The sequence below is a fragment of the Methylopila henanensis genome, assembly GCF_042681025.1.
GTDB classification, from domain to species: Bacteria; Pseudomonadota; Alphaproteobacteria; order Rhizobiales; family Methylopilaceae; genus Methylopila; species Methylopila henanensis.
Window position 1 is genome coordinate 41,619 of record NZ_JBHUER010000006.1, and the last position, 14,900, is coordinate 56,518.

Here is a 14,900-nt window from a genome sequence, read left to right on the forward strand (position 1 = left end):
GGACGTTCGCGCGGTCCATTTAGGGTTGTACGGCGGGGGGTGACGCCGCACGCGAGAGCTGCGAGGAGAAAGTTATGATTAAGAAGACGCCGAACCCGGTCGACAAGCATGTCGGCAGTCGGGTCCGAATGAGGCGTGTCTTGATCGGTATGAGTCAGGAAAAGCTCGGCGAAGCGCTCGGCATCACCTTCCAGCAGATCCAGAAGTACGAGAAAGGCACCAATCGCATCGGCGCCAGCCGGATGCAGCAGATCGCCACGGTGATGGGCGTTCCGGTCTCCTACTTCTTCGACGACGCCCCCGGATCGGAGCCGACCACGCCCGGCATGGCGGAAGCGCCCGGCTCGGACTACGTCGTCGACTTTCTCACCACGACCGAAGGCCTCCAGCTCAACAAGGCGTTCGTGCGCATCGGCGATTCCAAGGTGCGGCGCAAAATCGTGGATCTGGTTTCAGCGCTGGCCGACACAAGCAAGCCGGCGGCCTGAGCGCGGGCCGTTCGCTTGACCGGAATGTTCGCATCTGCGAAGAACGGAACGTTCGTTAGATCGAACGTTTCCGTCGTTCTTTTCGGTCAGGGAGCAAGCATTGGCCCGCGCTGACTATCTGTTCACGAGCGAATCCGTTTCCGAAGGTCATCCCGACAAGGTGAGCGACCGCATCTCGGACGAGGTGGTCGACATCTATCTCGGTGCCTTCCCGGAGTCGCGCGTCGGCTGCGAGACCCTGGTCACGACCAACCGCGTGGTGATCGCCGGCGAGGTCCGCGGACCCGACAGCGTCACCAAGGAGCAGATCGCCGAGGCCGCCCGCGCCGCCATCAAGGACATCGGCTACGAGCAGGACGGCTTCCACTGGAAGAACGCCGACGTCGCCGTCTACCTGCACGCCCAGTCCGCCCATATCGCGCAGGGCGTCGACGCGTCCGGCAACAAGGACGAAGGCGCCGGCGACCAGGGCATCATGTTCGGCTACGCCTGCAAGGAGACGCCGAGCCTGATGCCGGCGCCGCTGCACTACTCGCATTCGATCTTGAAGCGGCTTTCGGAAGTCCGCCATTCCGGCGAGCAGCCGACGCTCGGACCGGACGCCAAGAGCCAGGTCACCGTCCGCTACGCCAACGGCAAGCCGGTCGGCGTCACCTCGATCGTGCTGTCGACCCAGCACACCGACGAGAACCAGTCCTCGGCCGACATCCGCGCGATCGTTGAGCCCTACATCCGCGAGACCCTGCCCGAAGGCTGGATCTCCAACGAGACGGTCTGGCACGTAAACCCGACCGGCGCCTTCGTGATCGGCGGCCCTGACGGCGACGCCGGCCTGACCGGCCGCAAGATCATCGTCGACACCTACGGCGGCGCGGCCCCGCACGGTGGCGGCGCGTTTTCCGGCAAGGACCCGACCAAGGTCGACCGCTCGGCCGCCTACGCCGCGCGCTACCTCGCCAAGAACGTGATCGCGGCCGACCTCGCGGACCGCGCCACCATCCAGCTGTCCTACGCCATCGGCGTGTCCGAGCCGCTGTCGATCTATGTCGACCTGCACGGCACCGGCCGCGTGGACGAGGCCAAGCTGGAGAAGGTGCTGAGCGAGATCATCTCCTTGAGCCCGCGCGGCATCCGCACGCACCTGCAGCTCAACAAGCCGATCTACGCCCGCACGGCCGCCTATGGCCATTTCGGTCGCGAGCCCGACGCCGACGGCGGCTTCTCTTGGGAGAAGACGGACCTGGCCGAAGCTCTCAAGTCGCAGTTCTAAGACCGAAGCGCCGCGTCGGGCGTCGACCAGGTTCAGCATGTCCGACGAAGCGCGTTACGAGGGCTCGTTCTTCGGCCGGCGACGGGGCAAACCGCTCCGCGCCGGCCGCGCGGCCCTGATCGCCGACGACCTGCCGCGGCTGCGGGTCGACCCTGCGTCCGTTCCCGCCGACCTCGCGCGTCTGTTTCCGCATCCCGTCGACGACGTCCGGCTCGAGATCGGCTTCGGCGGCGCCGAGCATCTGCTGCACGAGGCGTCAGCACATCCGACGACCGGCTTCATCGGCGTCGAGCCGTTTCTCGCCGGCCTCGCCAAGGGTCTGGACGGCGTCTCACGTCTCGGGCTGACCAACGTCCGACTGTTCGACGACGACGCCACGCAGTTGCTCGACGCGCTGCCGGAGGCCTCGCTGTCGCGGGTCGACCTGCTCTATCCCGATCCCTGGCCCAAGACGCGGCACTGGAAGCGGCGCTTCGTCTCCGACCAGAACCTCACCCGTATCGCCCGCGTGCTGAAACCCGGCGCGCCGTTCCGCTTCGCCTCCGACATCGACACCTACGTCGCCTGGACGCTGGAGCATGTGCGGCGCTCGCCCGATTTCCAATGGACCGCGGAGCGCGCCGCGGACTGGCGCGAGCCCTGGGCCGGCTGGCCCGGCACGCGCTACGAGGCCAAGGCGATCCGCGAGGGCCGCAAGGGCAGCTACCTCATCTTCCGACGGACGTGACGCCCCGCCGCGCGGCGCGCGACAGGCGGAACAGCGCCAGCGTGGCGACGCCGAAAAACGCGACCGTGACCGGCAGCGGCAGCACGCCGCCGCCAAGCGTGCGCCCGAGCGCGATTCCGACCAGCGCCCCGAACGCCATCTGGCTGAAGCCGACGAGCGACGACGCCGCGCCCGCGCGCTCCGGAAACGGCTGCAGGGCCGAGGCCATGCTCTGGGGCATCACGAGGCCGACCCCGAACAGATAGACCATCATCGGGACGACCACCGAGGCCGGCGTCGGCGGCGCGAACAGCACGAGCGCGAGCATCAGCGTCCCCCCGCAGGCGACCGCCGCGGAGCCGACGCCGATCGCGCCGTCGAGCCCCCGCGTCCGCACCAGCGGCCCCGCGGTCAGCGTGCCGCCGATGAAGCCGATCACTCCGATCGCGAAGGCCGCGCCATAGGCGATCTCGGACAGCCCGTAGACCGACTGCAGGATGAAGGACGAGGTCGAGATGTAGGCGAACAGGCCGCCGAAGGCGATCACCGTGAGCCCGAGATAGGACAGGAACCCGCTGTGCCGCAGCAACACGCCGTAGCTCGCGAGCGCGGCGCGCACGCTGAGCGAGGGCGCCCGGACGCGCAGCGTCTCCGGCAGCATGGCGGCGACGATCAGCATCTCGAGGCCGAGCACCACGGTCAGCAGCACGAAGGTGGCGCGCCATCCAAACTGCGTCTCCAGCACGCCGCCGATGAGCGGAGCGGCGGCCGGCACCACCCCGAGGATGGTCGCCATGCGGGCGAGCTCGCGGGCGGCGCGCGGCCCGGAATAGAGATCCCGGACGATCGAGCGCGCCAGCACGACAGGACCCGCGCCGCCGAGCGCCTGCACGAAGCGGGCGGCGATCAGCATCTCGATCGAGGGCGCGATCGCGCAGAGCGCGCTGCCGAAGGTGAACAGCGCGAGGCTCGCGAGCAGCGTCGGCTTGCGCCCGCGGGCGTCGGACAGCGGGCCGTAGATGATCTGGCCGACCGCGAAGCCCAGCAGGAAGGCGGAGAGCGTCATCTGCCCGCCGGCCGGGCTCGCGCCGAGCGCCGCCGTCAGGTGAGGCAGCGACGGCAGATACATGTCGATCGCGAGCGGGCCGACCGCGGTCAGCAGGGCGAGCACGGCGGTCAGCGCGAGCGTGTCGGGTCGCAGAAGCATGGCGTGAGATCGAACGGCTGGCGCGGCGGGCGTCGGAGGGCGCTCACATAGCGCGCAGGCGCCACGCTTCGAGACGCGGGCCTCAGCCGTAGCGGTGCAGCGTCGCCCCGTGCGCCTTCAGCCAGGCCTCGGAGCGCTCGTAGTCCGGCGCGAGGCGGGCTACGTTCGCCCAGTAGCGCGGACCGTGGTTCATCTCCTTGCGGTGCGCGACCTCGTGCGCGGCGAGATAGTCCAGCACATGGGCCGGAGCGAGGATCAGCCGCCACGAGAAGGCGAGATCGCCCGAAACCGAGCACGACCCCCAGCGCGTCGTGGTGTCCTTGAGCGAGATCCGCCCGACCGAGACGCCGAGCGCCGCGGCGTGGCGGGCGACGGCCGCCGCGAGATCCCGCCGCGCTTCGCGCTTGAGAAAATCGGTCACCCGGCGGGACATGTGCGCCGCCGCGCCGTGCACCGCGAGCGTGGGGTCGTCGCCGCGCAGACCGGGCTCCACCCGCACGACGCCGCGCACGCCTTCCCGCAACGCGATGCGGTGCGGCTGGCCGCGCAGCGGCACGATCTCGCCGGCCGCGAACGGCACCCGCTCGGGCAGCCGCGCCAGCCGCTGCTCGATCCAGCCGACATGGCGCTCGACGAAGTCGCGCGCGGCGCCCAGCGGCGTCCGCGCCGGCAGGGTCAGCGTCACGTCCCGCGCCGCCGTGCGCACGCGAAGCGTCATGCGCCGCGCCTGCGCGCTGCGCCGGACGGAGATCGCGACCTGGCCCAGCCGCGTGTCGACGACCAGCGCGTCGCCGACGACCCGCGGGTCGGGGCGCGACTGGAACGGGCGGGAGCGGAAGACGCGAAGCAGGGACATGACGACCGTCGGGAGCGGATCGCCGTCGACCACGACGGCGAATCAGGACGCTGGCGACTTTACCTGCGCCGATTCCCGCGAGGCGAGCCCCCTCAGGCGCCCGCGCCCGCGCCGTCCACGGCCGCGATCAGGCGCCCGATATCTTCATCGCGCGACAACCGATGGTCGCCGTCCTTGACCAGCGTGACGACGACGTCGTCGTCGGCCAGCAGCTCCACCAGCCGCATGGCGTGCTCCCACGGCACGTCCGGATCGCGCATGCCCTGCAGGATCCGCACGGGCGCGCCGACCCGGATCGGGCCGCCCAACATGAGGTGGCGCCGGCCCTCCTCGATCAGCTCGCGGGTGATGGGATAGGGACCCGGCGCGTATTCGGAGGGGCGCATCCAGCGTCCCGTCTCCAGAATTTCGAGACGCACCTCGTCGGAGAAGCGCGCCCACATCAGCTCCTCGGTGAAATCCACCGCCGGCGCGATCAGCACTAGCGCAGAAGGCGGCCGGGCCATCCGCCGCGCCGCGAGCAGGGCCATCCAGCCGCCCATGGACGAACCGACGAGCACCGGCGCCGGGCCCGCGAAGGCCTCGATCGCGGCGAGCGCGTCCTCGAGCCATGAGCCGATGGTGCCGTCCTCGAAGCGGCCGCTGGAGGCGCCGTGCCCCGAATAGTCGATCCGCAGGACCGCGCGGCCGGTCCGCGCGCCCCAGGCGTCGATCGCGCTGGCCTTGGTCGCGGTCATGTCGGAGCGAAAGCCGCCGAGCCACACCACGCACGGGCCCTCTCCGGCGCGATGCAGGACCGCGATCTCGCGCGCCTCGGCGCCCTGCCCCACCGTCAGCGTCCGGCGTTCCGGTTCGGCCATGAGGTCTTCTCCCAGATGATGCGCGGCGCAGGGCTCAGACGAGCCCCAGCACCCAGAGCCAGCCCGACACGGTGACGACCGACAGTGCCGTCGACACCGCCACCGCGGCCGACGCCGTGCGCTCGCCGACCTTGTAGCGGGCCGCGACGAGATAGGCGTTGATGCCGCACGGCATGGCCGCGAACAGCACCGCGACGCCGGCCCAGACCGGCGGCACCGGCAGGACGTGCACCGCAAGCACCCAGACCAGGAACGGGTGCAGCACCAGCTTCAGCCCGCTGATCGCCAGCACCGGCAGACGGTCGCTCAGCATGCCGTAGCGCTTGAGCGCCACGCCCATGGCGACGAGCGCGCACGGGCTCGCGGTGGCGGCGAGTTGGTCCACGATCGAGAGCGCGGCGCCGGTGGGCTGCACGCCCGCGGATTTCGCGGCGACGCCGGCCGCGAGCGCGAGGATGATCGGATGGGTGACGATCGTGCGCGCGAGACCGGTGGCGATCTTGAGCTTGCGCCCCTCGGACGACGCCGCCTCGATCAGCAGCGCGGCGGTCGACATCATGATCGGCAGATGGATCGCCAACAGCAGGAACAGCGGCGTCGCGCCCGCGTCGCCATAGGCCTGAAGGATCAGCGGCACGCCGACGAGCACGGTGTTGGACTGGCCGCTTGCGAAGCCGTGGATCGCGGCCTCGCGGCGGTCGCGCCCGAACAGCCGGGTCGCGAACACCATGCCGAGGGTCCAGACCACCGCCACGCCCGCGAAATAGGCGACCCAGTAGCCCCAGGGGTTGTCGCCGATCGGTCCCCCGCCCACCAGCGTCCGGAAAATCAGGGCCGGCACCGCGATCAGGAACACGTAGTCCGACAGGCCGTCGCCGGCGCGATCGCCCAGCAGCTTCAGGTGGGCCGCGACGAAACCGAGCCCGATGAGCCCGAAGGTCGGCAGGACGATGGCGATGAGCTGGGACATCGGGGGCCGGACGCCGGCGAACCGGCGAGCAGATGGGGACGGCGACGGATCATCCGATGCGATACGCGTTGAGACGCTAGGGGTCAACGCAGGACGCCGCAGGCCTACCCTTCTGGGGATGAGGAGTGAAACACCATGTATTCGGCGATCGGCTTAGCCCATCATTAAAGCCTGAACGTCACTTTCGCCGGACGACGAACGCCGCCCCCCGAAAACGAGACGCCTGCCGTATGACTGCGACCGCGAGCCTTTTCGACGACCGAGACGCGCCCGATCCGGCGCGGCGCATCGCCGTCGCGGCTCACGAGATCCGCACCCCGCTCGGCGGAATCCTGGCGCTCGCCGAACTGCTGCTCGCCGAGGAGCTGTCGGAGACCGCCCGCGGCCACGCCAGCGCGCTGAAGGCCTCGGCCGAGCACCTGCTCGGCGTCGCCAGCACCCTGCTCGGCGTCGCGGAGCGCGCGCCCACGGTCGGCGAGCTCGACGTCGACGCCTTCCTCGCGCGCGTCGCGCCGCCGATTGCGGCGCGGGCCGCGCTCCAGCGCGTCGGCTTCCGCGTCACCCGCGGGGCGGGCGTGCCCGATCACGTGCTGGCCGACGAGGGCGCGCTGCGCCAGATCGTGGACAATCTCGCGGACAACGCCCTCCGCGCCACCGAGCGCGGCGCGATCGAGCTCGCGCTCGAACGCGTCGAGGGCGACACGGCGTCGGTGACGCTGCGGCTTTCGGTGCGTGACACCGGCCGCGGCCTCGGGGACGAGCCCCAACGCCTGTTCGAGCCCTTCGTGCAGGGCCCCGAATCCCGCGGCGCGGCCGGACTCGGGCTCGCGCTCGTCGCCGAGCTCGCGGCCTCGATGGACGGGCAGGCGGAGGCCGCGAACCGTCCCGCCGGCGGCGCGGAGGTCGGCGTCGTGCTGCGCCTCGGCGCGGCCCGGCCGGCGCCCGCAGGCCCCTCCCCCCATGTGCTCGTCGCCGAGGACAACGCGATCAACCGCCGCGTCATCGGAACGCTGCTCGACCATTTCGGGCTGAGCTACGACATGGTGACGGACGGCGAGGCGGCGGTGACCGCGGTCGCGCGCGGCGGCTACGACCTGGTGCTGATGGACGCCACCATGCCGCGCCTCGACGGCCTCGCCGCGACGCGCGCGATCCGGGCGCTGCCGGCGCCGGCGAGCGGGATCCGCATCGTCGGCGTGACGGCGCGCGCGTTCGACGACGAGATCGCGGCGTTCGAGCGCGCCGGGGTCGACGCGGTGGTGGTCAAGCCGCTCTCGGTCGCCGAACTCTGGGGCGCGATCGCGCCGGCCGCCCCGCGCGCCAAGGCGGGCTGACGCCCGCCGCGGCGTCAGCCGCGCAGCGTCGCCCCGGTGGCCTTCGCGACCTGCGCGACGATGCGGGCCGAAATCTCCTCGATCTCGGCGTCGGTCAGCGTCTTCTCGCGCGGCTGCAGCGTCACGGCGAGGGCGAGCGAGACCTTGCCCTCCGGCACGCCGGGCCCCTCGTAGCGGTCGAACAGATCGACCCGCGTGACCAGCTTGCGCTCGGCCGCCTGAGCGGCGCGGATCAGCTCGCCCGCGGCCACGTCGCGATCCACCACGAAGGCGAAGTCGCGCGACAGCGGCTGGAACGCCGAGCCCTCGAACGGCGGCTTAGCGCGCGTGGGCTTCGCCTTCGGCTGCGGCAGCGCGTCGAGGATCAATTCGAAGCCCACGAGCGGACCGGAGACGCCGAGCGCGGCCAGCGTACGCGGATGCAGCTCGCCGAAGGCGCCGAGCACGACCTTGGGGCCGAGCTGCAGCGCGGCGGAGCGGCCGGGATGGAACCAGCCGGGCGCCGCCCCTTGCGCGATCTGCACCGCAGAGGGCTGCAGCCCGAGATTGGCGAGCACGCCCAGCGCGTCGCCCTTGGCGTCGAACGCGTCGACGGGCAGCGTCGCCTCGCCCCAGTGCCGGCCGGCGCCCCGCGCCTTCGCGGTTCCGCGCCTCAGGCCGGTCGCGGCGATCTTCTGGTCGTCCGGACGGTCGCCCCAGAACACCTGTCCCACTTCGAACAGCGCAGTGTCGGGGAGGCCGCGGTCGGCGTTGCGCTGGGCGGCGGCGATCAGGCCCGGCAGCAGGCTCGGCCGCATGTCGGACAGGTCGGCCGCGATCGGGTTGGCGAGCGCGAGCTCGGGCTTCGCCCCGCCGAAGGTCTCCGCCTGCGTCTTCGAGACGAAGGACCAGGTCACGGCCTCGACCAGCCCGCGCGCGGCGAGCGTGCGGCGGGCGACCCGGGCGCGGCGCTGGGCGGGGCTGAGCTTCGCGCCGCCGACGCTGGCGCCCGCCGGCAGCGGCGTCGCCTCGACGCGATCGAGCCCGACGATGCGCACGACCTCCTCGACGAGATCCGCCTTGCCCGACACATCCGGGCGCCAGCTCGGCACGGCCACCTTGAGATGGTCGCCCTGGCCGGTCACCCAGAAGCCGAGCAGCGTCAGCGGCGCCTTCACTTCGGCCGCCGTCACCGCAAGACCCGCGAGGCGCTTCACCTCGGAGACGGGGAAGTCGATGATCAGGTCGCGCTCGGGAACGTCGCCGGCGGTCGTGATCTCCGAGGGCTCGCCGCCGCAGATGTCGAGGATGAGCCCCGTCGCGAGTTCGAGGCCCGGCAGCGCGAAAGCCGGGTCGACGCCGCGCTCGAAGCGGTGGCGGGCGTCGGAGTGGACGTTCAGCGTGCGGCCGGTGCGGGCGATGTTGAGCGCATCCCACAGAGCGCTCTCGATCAGCACGTCGGTGGTGGCCTCGTCGCAGCCCGTGGCCGCGCCGCCCATCACGCCCGCGATCGACTGCACGCCGGCGTCGTCCGCGATCACGCACATGCTCGCGTCGAGCGCATAGGTCTTGCCGTCGAGCGCGACGACGCTCTCGCCGGCGCGGGCGCGCCGCACGACGAGGTCGCCCGTCACCTTGGCGGCGTCGAACACATGCAGCGGGCGGCCGCGGTCGAAGGTCAGGTAGTTGGTGACGTCGACCAGCGCGTTGATCGGCTTCTGGCCGATGCTGCGCAGCCGGCGCTGCAGCCAGTCCGGCGATGGGCCGTTCTTGACGCCGCGCACGAGGCGCAGGCCGAAGAAGGGCGACAGCGGCTCCGTGTCGCCGAACTCGAAACGGACCGAGGTCGGGCAGGGAAACGCGCCACGGACCGCGCGGACCGACGGTTCGATCAGTTCGCCGATTTCGGCGGCCGCGAGGTCGCGGGCGACGCCGTGGACGCCGAGGCAGTCCGGCCGGTTCGGCGTCACGGCGATCTCGATCACCGGGTCGTCGAGCCCGATGAACGGCGCGAACGGCCGGCCGACCGGCGCGTCCGCGGGCAGTTCGAGAATGCCCTCGCTCTCCTCGGAGAGCCCGAGCTCCTTTGCCGAGCACAGCATGCCGCCCGAGGCGACGCCGCGGATCTCGGAGGCGCCGAGCTTCACCCCGGACGAGGGGATCACCGTTCCGGGCGCGGCGAACACGACCTTCAGCCCCGCGCGGGCGTTCGGGGCGCCGCACACCACCTGCAGCGGCGCGCCCTTGCCGATGTCGACCGAGCAGACCTGCAGCTTGTCGGCGTTGGGATGGCGCTGGGCGTCGAGGATGTGGCCGACGACAAAGGCCGACAGTTCTCCGGCCTTGTCCTCGACGTGCTCGACCTCCAGCCCGACGCGGGTCAGCGTGTCCGTCACCTCCACGAGGTCGGCGTCGCCGGAGAGATGCTCTTTCAGCCAGGAGAGGGAGAACTTCATCGGATCGAACCTAGAGCCTTGCGGCGTCATCCCGGCCAAGCGGAGCGCAGAGCCGGGGTCGTCGTCAGGAACAAGCGCTTATCGGCGAACGATCCCGGCCCGGCCTTGCGGCCGTCCGGGACGATGCGCGCGTCAGGAGGACAATCCGCCCGCAAGCGTCGGGAAATCGAGCGGGCGGAAGCCGTAGTGCTGCAGCCAGCGGACGTCGGCCGAGAACAGGTCGCGCAGGTCCGGCATGCCGTATTTGAGCATCGCGATGCGGTCGATCCCCATGCCCCAGGCGAAGCCCTGGTAGACGTCCGGATCGACGCCGCAGTTGCGCAGCACGTTGGGATGCACCATCCCGCAGCCGAGGATCTCGAGCCAGTCGTCGCCCTCGCCGATGCGCACCTCGTTGGGCAGCTTGCGACAGCGGACGTCCACCTCCATCGACGGTTCGGTGAAGGGGAAGAACGACGGGCGGAACCGGAGCTCGACCGACGGCACCTCGAAGAAGGTCTTGAGGAACTCCTCCAGCACCCAGCGCAGGTGGCCGAGATGGGCCTCCTTGTCGATGACGAGGCCCTCGACCTGATGGAACATCGGCGTGTGCGTCTGGTCCATGTCGAAGCGATAGGTGCGGCCGGGGCAGATCACCCGGATCGGCGGCTGCGCGCTTCGCATGGTGCGCACCTGCACGGGGCTGGTGTGCGTGCGCAGCAGCAGGCGCTCGCCGTCCGCCTTCTCCGGCAGGAAGAAGGTGTCGTGCATCTCCCGCGCCGGATGGCCCACAGGGAAGTTCAGCGCGGTGAAGTTGAGCTCGTCGGTCTCGATGTCCGGGCCTTCGGCGACCGAGAAGCCCATGGCGGAGAAGATCGCGGTCAGCTCGTCCATCACCTGGCTGACGGGATGGATGCGGCCGGTCTCCAGCCCGCTCTCGCGCACGGGGAGCGAGACGTCGAGCCGCTCGGAGGCGAGCCGGGCGTCAAGCGCGGCGTCTGCGAGCGCCGCCTTCCGCTCGGCCAGCGCCGCCGCCACGCGGTCGCGCAGGGCGTTGAGCGCCGGACCGAAGGTCTTGCGTTCGTCCGGGCTCATGGAGCCCAGCGTCTTCAGCTTCTCGGAGACGGAGCCCTTCTTGCCGAGCGCCGCGACGCGCACGGCTTCCAGCGCGGCTTCGTCGGCGGCGCCGGCGACCTGCGCCAGCACGTCGGCTTCAAGGGCATTGAGACTGTCGAGATCGGTCATGCGACGCCGCTTCCGTTCGGGACGGCGTCGCGCCGACGGCCATCCCACCCGCGGCGCCATCCTCCGGTTTGACCGGAGGACCCATGTCGGGCCCAGAGCTCTACGCCTGAGATGGATGGTCCGGTCAAGCCGGACCATGACGAGGTTAGTTCTGAAGACGGGCGTCCATGACGCCCGGTTCAGTTCACGCCGAGGCGGCTTCCTGCGGAAGCGCGTCCTTGGCCTTGGCGGCGATCACGGCGAAGGCCGCCGGCTCGTGGATCGCGAGATCCGAAAGCACCTTGCGGTCGACCTCGATGCCGGCCTTGGCCAGGCCGTCGATGAAGCGCGAATAGGTCAGGCCGTGCTCGCGAACCGCGGCGTTGATGCGCTGGATCCAGAGCGCGCGGAAGGTGCGCTTCTTGTTCTTGCGGTCGCGGTAGGCGTACTGCATCGACCGATCGACGGCCGCCTTGGCGGCGCGGATCGTGTTCTTGCGACGGCCGTAAAAGCCCTTCGCGGCGTCGAGCGTCTTCTTGTGCTTGGCGTGGGACGTGACGCCCCGTTTAACGCGAGCCATGGGTCAAATCTCTCAGAGTCAGGTGTTCGGGAAAGCGCTTCGAAACAGCAGGGCGTCAGCCGTAGGGCAGGAACGTCCGGACGATCCGCGCGTCCTGCGGCGTCAGGATGGTCGTGCCGCGCTGGTTGCGGATCTGCTTGTTGGTGCGCTTGATCATCCCGTGGCGCTTGCCGGCCTGGGCGGAGATGACCTTGCCGGTCGCGGTGAAGCGGAAGCGCTTCTTCGCCGCCGACTTGGACTTGATCTTGGGCATTTCGCTCTCCGATGAGGAGAAGCCTCCGGCGATCGGCCCGCCCCCCGCGAGGGAGGCCGGCCAGGCCCGAGGCTTCGAGCAGTTAAAAGGGCGCGCCACGGCAGCCCATAACCGGCCGGGCCCGCGCGGAAGCCGGGCTTATACGCGGGCTCCCGTTCGTTTGCAACGGCTCACGCGCGCTTCAGCGTCGCCGCCACGGCGTGGGCGAGGGCGTTGTAATCGCCGTCGAAATGATGACCGCCCGGCGTCTCGATCAAGCGCACGCGCGACGGGTCGAGCGATGGGCACAGCGTGCGGCCCTCCGCCTGCTCCTCCTCGCCGTAGACGCAGACGATCGCCGGGCGCTCCGGGGCCTGCGCGACGCGCGCCACCTCGGCCGCGGTCGACTGCGGGTAGCCTTGGATCCGCGCGACGATCTTGGCGACGCCCATCGCGAGATCCGCCGTGTCGGACAGGCCGAGCATGGCGACGGCGCGCACGGCGGCGCGGTCGGCCGGCGGAAGCCGGTTGTAGGCCACCGGCGCCGTGTCGGCGCCGAAGGAGTAGCCGACCAGCGCCACGTCCTCGACGCCCCAGACGCGGCGGGCGGCTTCGATCATGCGGCCGACGTCGGCCCCCACTTCGTCCGGGGACCGCGGCGCGAGAAAATAGCGCAGGCTGTCGAGACCGAGCGTCGCGATCCCTTCGGCGGCGAAACCCGCGGCGAGCTTGCGGTTGAGGTCGGCCCATCCGCCGCTTCCCGTGACCAGGATCACGGCGGCGCGGGGCGGCCCCGCGCGGGGCGCGACCGCCACGACGGGGAGGTCCGCGATCTCCGGCAGCGTTTCGCCCGGCGGCAGCGCCGCCTCCGCGAAGCCGGGAAACCAGTGATGAAAGGTCCGGGCGAGGACCGGCGTCGCCGCGAGGGCGGCGCCGGCGAAGGCGAGGCTGATCAGGGCGCGGCGCGGCGTCATCGGCGAGGTCCCGCAGGCGATCCGGAAGCGCGACGTCGCGCGCGGATTGCGGCGCGATCAGGGCCGCGATCCGCTCACCGCGGCAGGGCTGTCACCGCGATTCCGACGGTGCGCGACGGCGAGCCGCTGATCTGGACCGTCGCGGGTCCGTCCTGGAGCTGGAAGCGGACGGATTTGCGCGCCCCCTCGCAGTCGAGCACACCGGAGAACCCCGCCTCGTCCAGGCGTTTGCCGGCCTGCACCACGTCGATCCAGACCCGCTCCGTCGTGGTGATCTGGTAGACGCCGGTTCTGGCTTCGAAGCGCAACGCGCCGGCCGGCGCCGCGGCCGCCGCCGGTTTGCCCGGCGGCAGCTCGAAGCCGGCCTTGGCGGCGTCCGTCAGCACCAGGCGCACGGCGGCGGGGCGGGAGAGATCGAGCCGCGCGCCGGTCTCGGCCATGGGCGCGGCCGCCAGCAGCGCCTTGTCCGGCTCGATCGGCCAGGCGAAAGCGCCGCAGCCGCCGGTCTCGGCGGCGAGAGCGGGAGCGGCCGCGAGGGCGAGAACGGCGACGGCCGTCGAAAGGCGCGTCATTCGACGGCGACCAGCACGTCGGAGGCCTTGATCACGACGTAAGCCTCGGAACCGACCACGAGGCCGAGGTCGTCCACGGCGGCGTTGGTGATCGAGGACGTCACGACCTGCCCGCCGATGTCGACTTTCACATGCGCGGTCGTCGCGCCTCTGGTGACCTCGACGACCTTGCCCTTGAACTGGTTGCGAGCGCTGATCTTCATGGGGCGCGTTCCTTCGCTGGCCGGGTGGCCGCGGCCGCCGGCGCATCTGTGACGGGACGAGCGACGTCGCCGCTGGGATGCGCGGCGGAAGAGAAGGCGTCCAGCGACGCGGCCGGCGGGCGTCGTTCAGGGCGTCGCGGCGATCATCGTCCGCAGGAGCGCCCCCACCGGGTGGCCGGAGTCCAGCATGAGGCGGAGGCTCAGGGCAAGCGCGACGACAATCACGAGCGGCCGCACCAGCCTGACGCCGTGCTTCAGCGCGAGGCCGGCGCCGAGCCTTGCGCCGACGAGCGTGCCCGCCGCCATGGCGAGGCCGGCCGACCACACCACGTGGCCCGCCAGGATGAACACGATCAGCCCCGCGAGGTTGGACGAGAGGTTCAGGAGCTTGGTGCGCGCCACCGCCTTCACCGCGCCGAGGCCCGCGAGCGCCACCAGCCCGATCATGTAGAACGAGCCGGCGCCGGGCCCGAACACGCCGTCATAGACGCCGATCGGCGCGGCGACGCCCACGGCGAAGGCGAGCGGCGTCATGCGGGCGCGGCCGTCGAGATCCGCGAGCGCCGGGCCGAAGGCGAAATAGAGCGCGACCGCGACCAGCAGGAACGGCAGCCCGGTCCGCATCGCCTCGACAGGCGCGAAGGAGACCAGCGCGGAGCCCAGGACGGCGCCGGCGAAGGCGAGCCCAGCCTGCAGCCACAGCGTGCGGGACCGCATCTCCAGCATGCCGGCCTTCGCGAAGCGCGCGGTCGCCGCGGCGGTGCCGATCGTGCCCTGCAGCTTGTTGGTCGCCACCGCCGACACCGGATCGAGCCCGCCGAGCAGCAGCGCCGGCACCGTCACCAGCCCGCCGCCGCCCGCGATCGCGTCGACGACGCCCGCGAGCAGGCCGACGAGCGCGAACAGTCCGAGCGTCTCGATGGACAGCGAGATCATGGGTCGACGGCGGAGCTTGCGCCGGCGCGGCGCGGGACGGGGCCCGAGGCATAGACCCGCGGAGCCGAAAACGC

16 protein-coding genes are annotated in these 14,900 nt (G+C 71.3%); 4 read left to right on the forward strand and 12 right to left on the reverse strand.

Annotated features, from left to right (window positions below):
• The first annotated feature begins 74 nt into the window (after window positions 1–74).
• From ACFSCV_RS09270 to trmB, 3 genes are all read left to right on the forward strand, one after another.
• Window positions 75–488: a helix-turn-helix domain-containing protein gene (locus ACFSCV_RS09270; RefSeq protein ID WP_378799183.1), complete on the forward strand. Its 414-nt coding sequence runs from the start codon at window positions 75–77 to the stop codon at window positions 486–488.
• 100 nt (window positions 489–588) lie between these two features.
• Entirely contained in the window at window positions 589–1,758 is a 1,170-nt protein-coding gene (gene metK, locus ACFSCV_RS09275) for a methionine adenosyltransferase (protein WP_378799185.1), read from the forward strand.
• A 37-nt stretch (window positions 1,759–1,795) separates the two neighbouring features.
• Window positions 1,796–2,485 carry a tRNA (guanine(46)-N(7))-methyltransferase TrmB gene (trmB, locus tag ACFSCV_RS09280; RefSeq protein WP_378799187.1) on the forward strand — a complete coding sequence of 230 codons (690 nt, stop codon included), beginning with the start codon at window positions 1,796–1,798 and terminating at the stop codon, window positions 2,483–2,485.
• Here the strand turns inward: trmB and ACFSCV_RS09285 are convergent.
• From ACFSCV_RS09285 to ACFSCV_RS09300, 4 genes are all read right to left on the reverse strand, one after another.
• The gene (locus ACFSCV_RS09285) at window positions 2,466–3,671 is read right to left on the reverse strand and encodes a multidrug effflux MFS transporter (protein ID WP_378799189.1); all 1,206 of its coding nucleotides are present in this window, start codon (window positions 3,669–3,671) and stop codon (window positions 2,466–2,468) included. The genes trmB and ACFSCV_RS09285 overlap by 20 nt on opposite strands.
• Window positions 3,672–3,753: 82 nt before the next feature.
• On the reverse strand, window positions 3,754–4,527 hold the full coding sequence (locus ACFSCV_RS09290) for a M48 family metallopeptidase (RefSeq protein WP_378799191.1): 774 nt from the start codon (window positions 4,525–4,527) through the stop codon (window positions 3,754–3,756).
• A 92-nt stretch (window positions 4,528–4,619) separates the two neighbouring features.
• The gene (locus tag ACFSCV_RS09295) at window positions 4,620–5,387 is read right to left on the reverse strand and encodes an alpha/beta hydrolase (RefSeq protein WP_378799193.1); all 768 of its coding nucleotides are present in this window, start codon (window positions 5,385–5,387) and stop codon (window positions 4,620–4,622) included.
• Between the two features lie 34 nt (window positions 5,388–5,421).
• A complete protein-coding gene (locus ACFSCV_RS09300; RefSeq protein ID WP_378799195.1) occupies window positions 5,422–6,357 on the reverse strand; it encodes an AEC family transporter in 936 nt (311 codons plus the stop codon).
• 230 nt (window positions 6,358–6,587) lie between these two features.
• Here ACFSCV_RS09300 and ACFSCV_RS09305 point away from each other — a divergent pair, with 230 nt between their 5' ends.
• Window positions 6,588–7,691 (forward strand): response regulator, encoded by a 1,104-nt coding sequence (locus tag ACFSCV_RS09305; RefSeq protein ID WP_378799197.1) that lies wholly within the window; start codon window positions 6,588–6,590, stop codon window positions 7,689–7,691.
• A gap of 14 nt (window positions 7,692–7,705) precedes the next feature.
• Here the strand turns inward: ACFSCV_RS09305 and pheT are convergent, their stop codons facing one another.
• The 8 genes from pheT to ACFSCV_RS09345 form a co-directional block, all read right to left on the reverse strand.
• On the reverse strand, window positions 7,706–10,126 hold the full coding sequence (gene pheT, locus ACFSCV_RS09310; protein WP_378799199.1) for a phenylalanine--tRNA ligase subunit beta: 2,421 nt from the start codon (window positions 10,124–10,126) through the stop codon (window positions 7,706–7,708).
• A 132-nt stretch (window positions 10,127–10,258) separates the two neighbouring features.
• Entirely contained in the window at window positions 10,259–11,350 is a 1,092-nt protein-coding gene (gene pheS / locus ACFSCV_RS09315; protein WP_378799201.1) for a phenylalanine--tRNA ligase subunit alpha, read from the reverse strand.
• 184 nt (window positions 11,351–11,534) lie between these two features.
• Window positions 11,535–11,909, reverse strand: a complete 375-nt coding sequence (gene rplT / locus ACFSCV_RS09320) for a 50S ribosomal protein L20 (RefSeq protein WP_378799203.1) — start codon at window positions 11,907–11,909, stop codon at window positions 11,535–11,537.
• A 55-nt stretch (window positions 11,910–11,964) separates the two neighbouring features.
• The gene (gene rpmI, locus ACFSCV_RS09325; protein ID WP_020187175.1) at window positions 11,965–12,162 is read right to left on the reverse strand and encodes a 50S ribosomal protein L35; all 198 of its coding nucleotides are present in this window, start codon (window positions 12,160–12,162) and stop codon (window positions 11,965–11,967) included.
• A 170-nt stretch (window positions 12,163–12,332) separates the two neighbouring features.
• Window positions 12,333–13,115, reverse strand: coding sequence for an AcvB/VirJ family lysyl-phosphatidylglycerol hydrolase (locus ACFSCV_RS09330; RefSeq protein WP_378799205.1), 783 nt, complete (start codon window positions 13,113–13,115; stop codon window positions 12,333–12,335).
• 74 nt (window positions 13,116–13,189) lie between these two features.
• Window positions 13,190–13,687: a hypothetical protein gene (locus ACFSCV_RS09335; protein ID WP_378799207.1), complete on the reverse strand. Its 498-nt coding sequence runs from the start codon at window positions 13,685–13,687 to the stop codon at window positions 13,190–13,192.
• The gene (locus tag ACFSCV_RS09340) at window positions 13,684–13,890 is read right to left on the reverse strand and encodes a TOBE domain-containing protein (RefSeq protein WP_378799209.1); all 207 of its coding nucleotides are present in this window, start codon (window positions 13,888–13,890) and stop codon (window positions 13,684–13,686) included. Before ACFSCV_RS09340 ends, ACFSCV_RS09335 begins: the two co-directional genes overlap by 4 nt.
• 126 nt (window positions 13,891–14,016) lie before the next feature.
• The gene (locus ACFSCV_RS09345) at window positions 14,017–14,826 is read right to left on the reverse strand and encodes a TSUP family transporter (protein WP_378799211.1); all 810 of its coding nucleotides are present in this window, start codon (window positions 14,824–14,826) and stop codon (window positions 14,017–14,019) included.
• Window positions 14,827–14,900: the final 74 nt, after the last annotated feature.

Excerpts from the sequence above, each read along its gene's own strand:
- ACFSCV_RS09285 (WP_378799189.1), bottom strand. The coding sequence starts at position 3,671 with ATGCTTCTGCGACCCGACACGCTCGCGCTGACCGCCGTGCTCGCCCTG.
- ACFSCV_RS09335 (WP_378799207.1), bottom strand. The coding sequence starts at position 13,687 with ATGACGCGCCTTTCGACGGCCGTCGCCGTTCTCGCCCTCGCGGCCGCT.
- ACFSCV_RS09340 (WP_378799209.1), bottom strand. The coding sequence starts at position 13,890 with ATGAAGATCAGCGCTCGCAACCAGTTCAAGGGCAAGGTCGTCGAGGTC.
- trmB (WP_378799187.1), top strand. The coding sequence starts at position 1,796 with ATGTCCGACGAAGCGCGTTACGAGGGCTCGTTCTTCGGCCGGCGACGG.
- pheT (WP_378799199.1), bottom strand. The coding sequence starts at position 10,126 with ATGAAGTTCTCCCTCTCCTGGCTGAAAGAGCATCTCTCCGGCGACGCC.
- rpmI (WP_020187175.1), bottom strand. The coding sequence starts at position 12,162 with ATGCCCAAGATCAAGTCCAAGTCGGCGGCGAAGAAGCGCTTCCGCTTC.
- ACFSCV_RS09295 (WP_378799193.1), bottom strand. The coding sequence starts at position 5,387 with ATGGCCGAACCGGAACGCCGGACGCTGACGGTGGGGCAGGGCGCCGAG.
- ACFSCV_RS09305 (WP_378799197.1), top strand. The coding sequence starts at position 6,588 with ATGACTGCGACCGCGAGCCTTTTCGACGACCGAGACGCGCCCGATCCG.
- ACFSCV_RS09300 (WP_378799195.1), bottom strand. The coding sequence starts at position 6,357 with ATGTCCCAGCTCATCGCCATCGTCCTGCCGACCTTCGGGCTCATCGGG.
- ACFSCV_RS09330 (WP_378799205.1), bottom strand. The coding sequence starts at position 13,115 with ATGACGCCGCGCCGCGCCCTGATCAGCCTCGCCTTCGCCGGCGCCGCC.
- ACFSCV_RS09270 (WP_378799183.1), top strand. The coding sequence starts at position 75 with ATGATTAAGAAGACGCCGAACCCGGTCGACAAGCATGTCGGCAGTCGG.
- pheS (WP_378799201.1), bottom strand. The coding sequence starts at position 11,350 with ATGACCGATCTCGACAGTCTCAATGCCCTTGAAGCCGACGTGCTGGCG.
- ACFSCV_RS09345 (WP_378799211.1), bottom strand. The coding sequence starts at position 14,826 with ATGATCTCGCTGTCCATCGAGACGCTCGGACTGTTCGCGCTCGTCGGC.
- ACFSCV_RS09290 (WP_378799191.1), bottom strand. The coding sequence starts at position 4,527 with ATGTCCCTGCTTCGCGTCTTCCGCTCCCGCCCGTTCCAGTCGCGCCCC.
- rplT (WP_378799203.1), bottom strand. The coding sequence starts at position 11,909 with ATGGCTCGCGTTAAACGGGGCGTCACGTCCCACGCCAAGCACAAGAAG.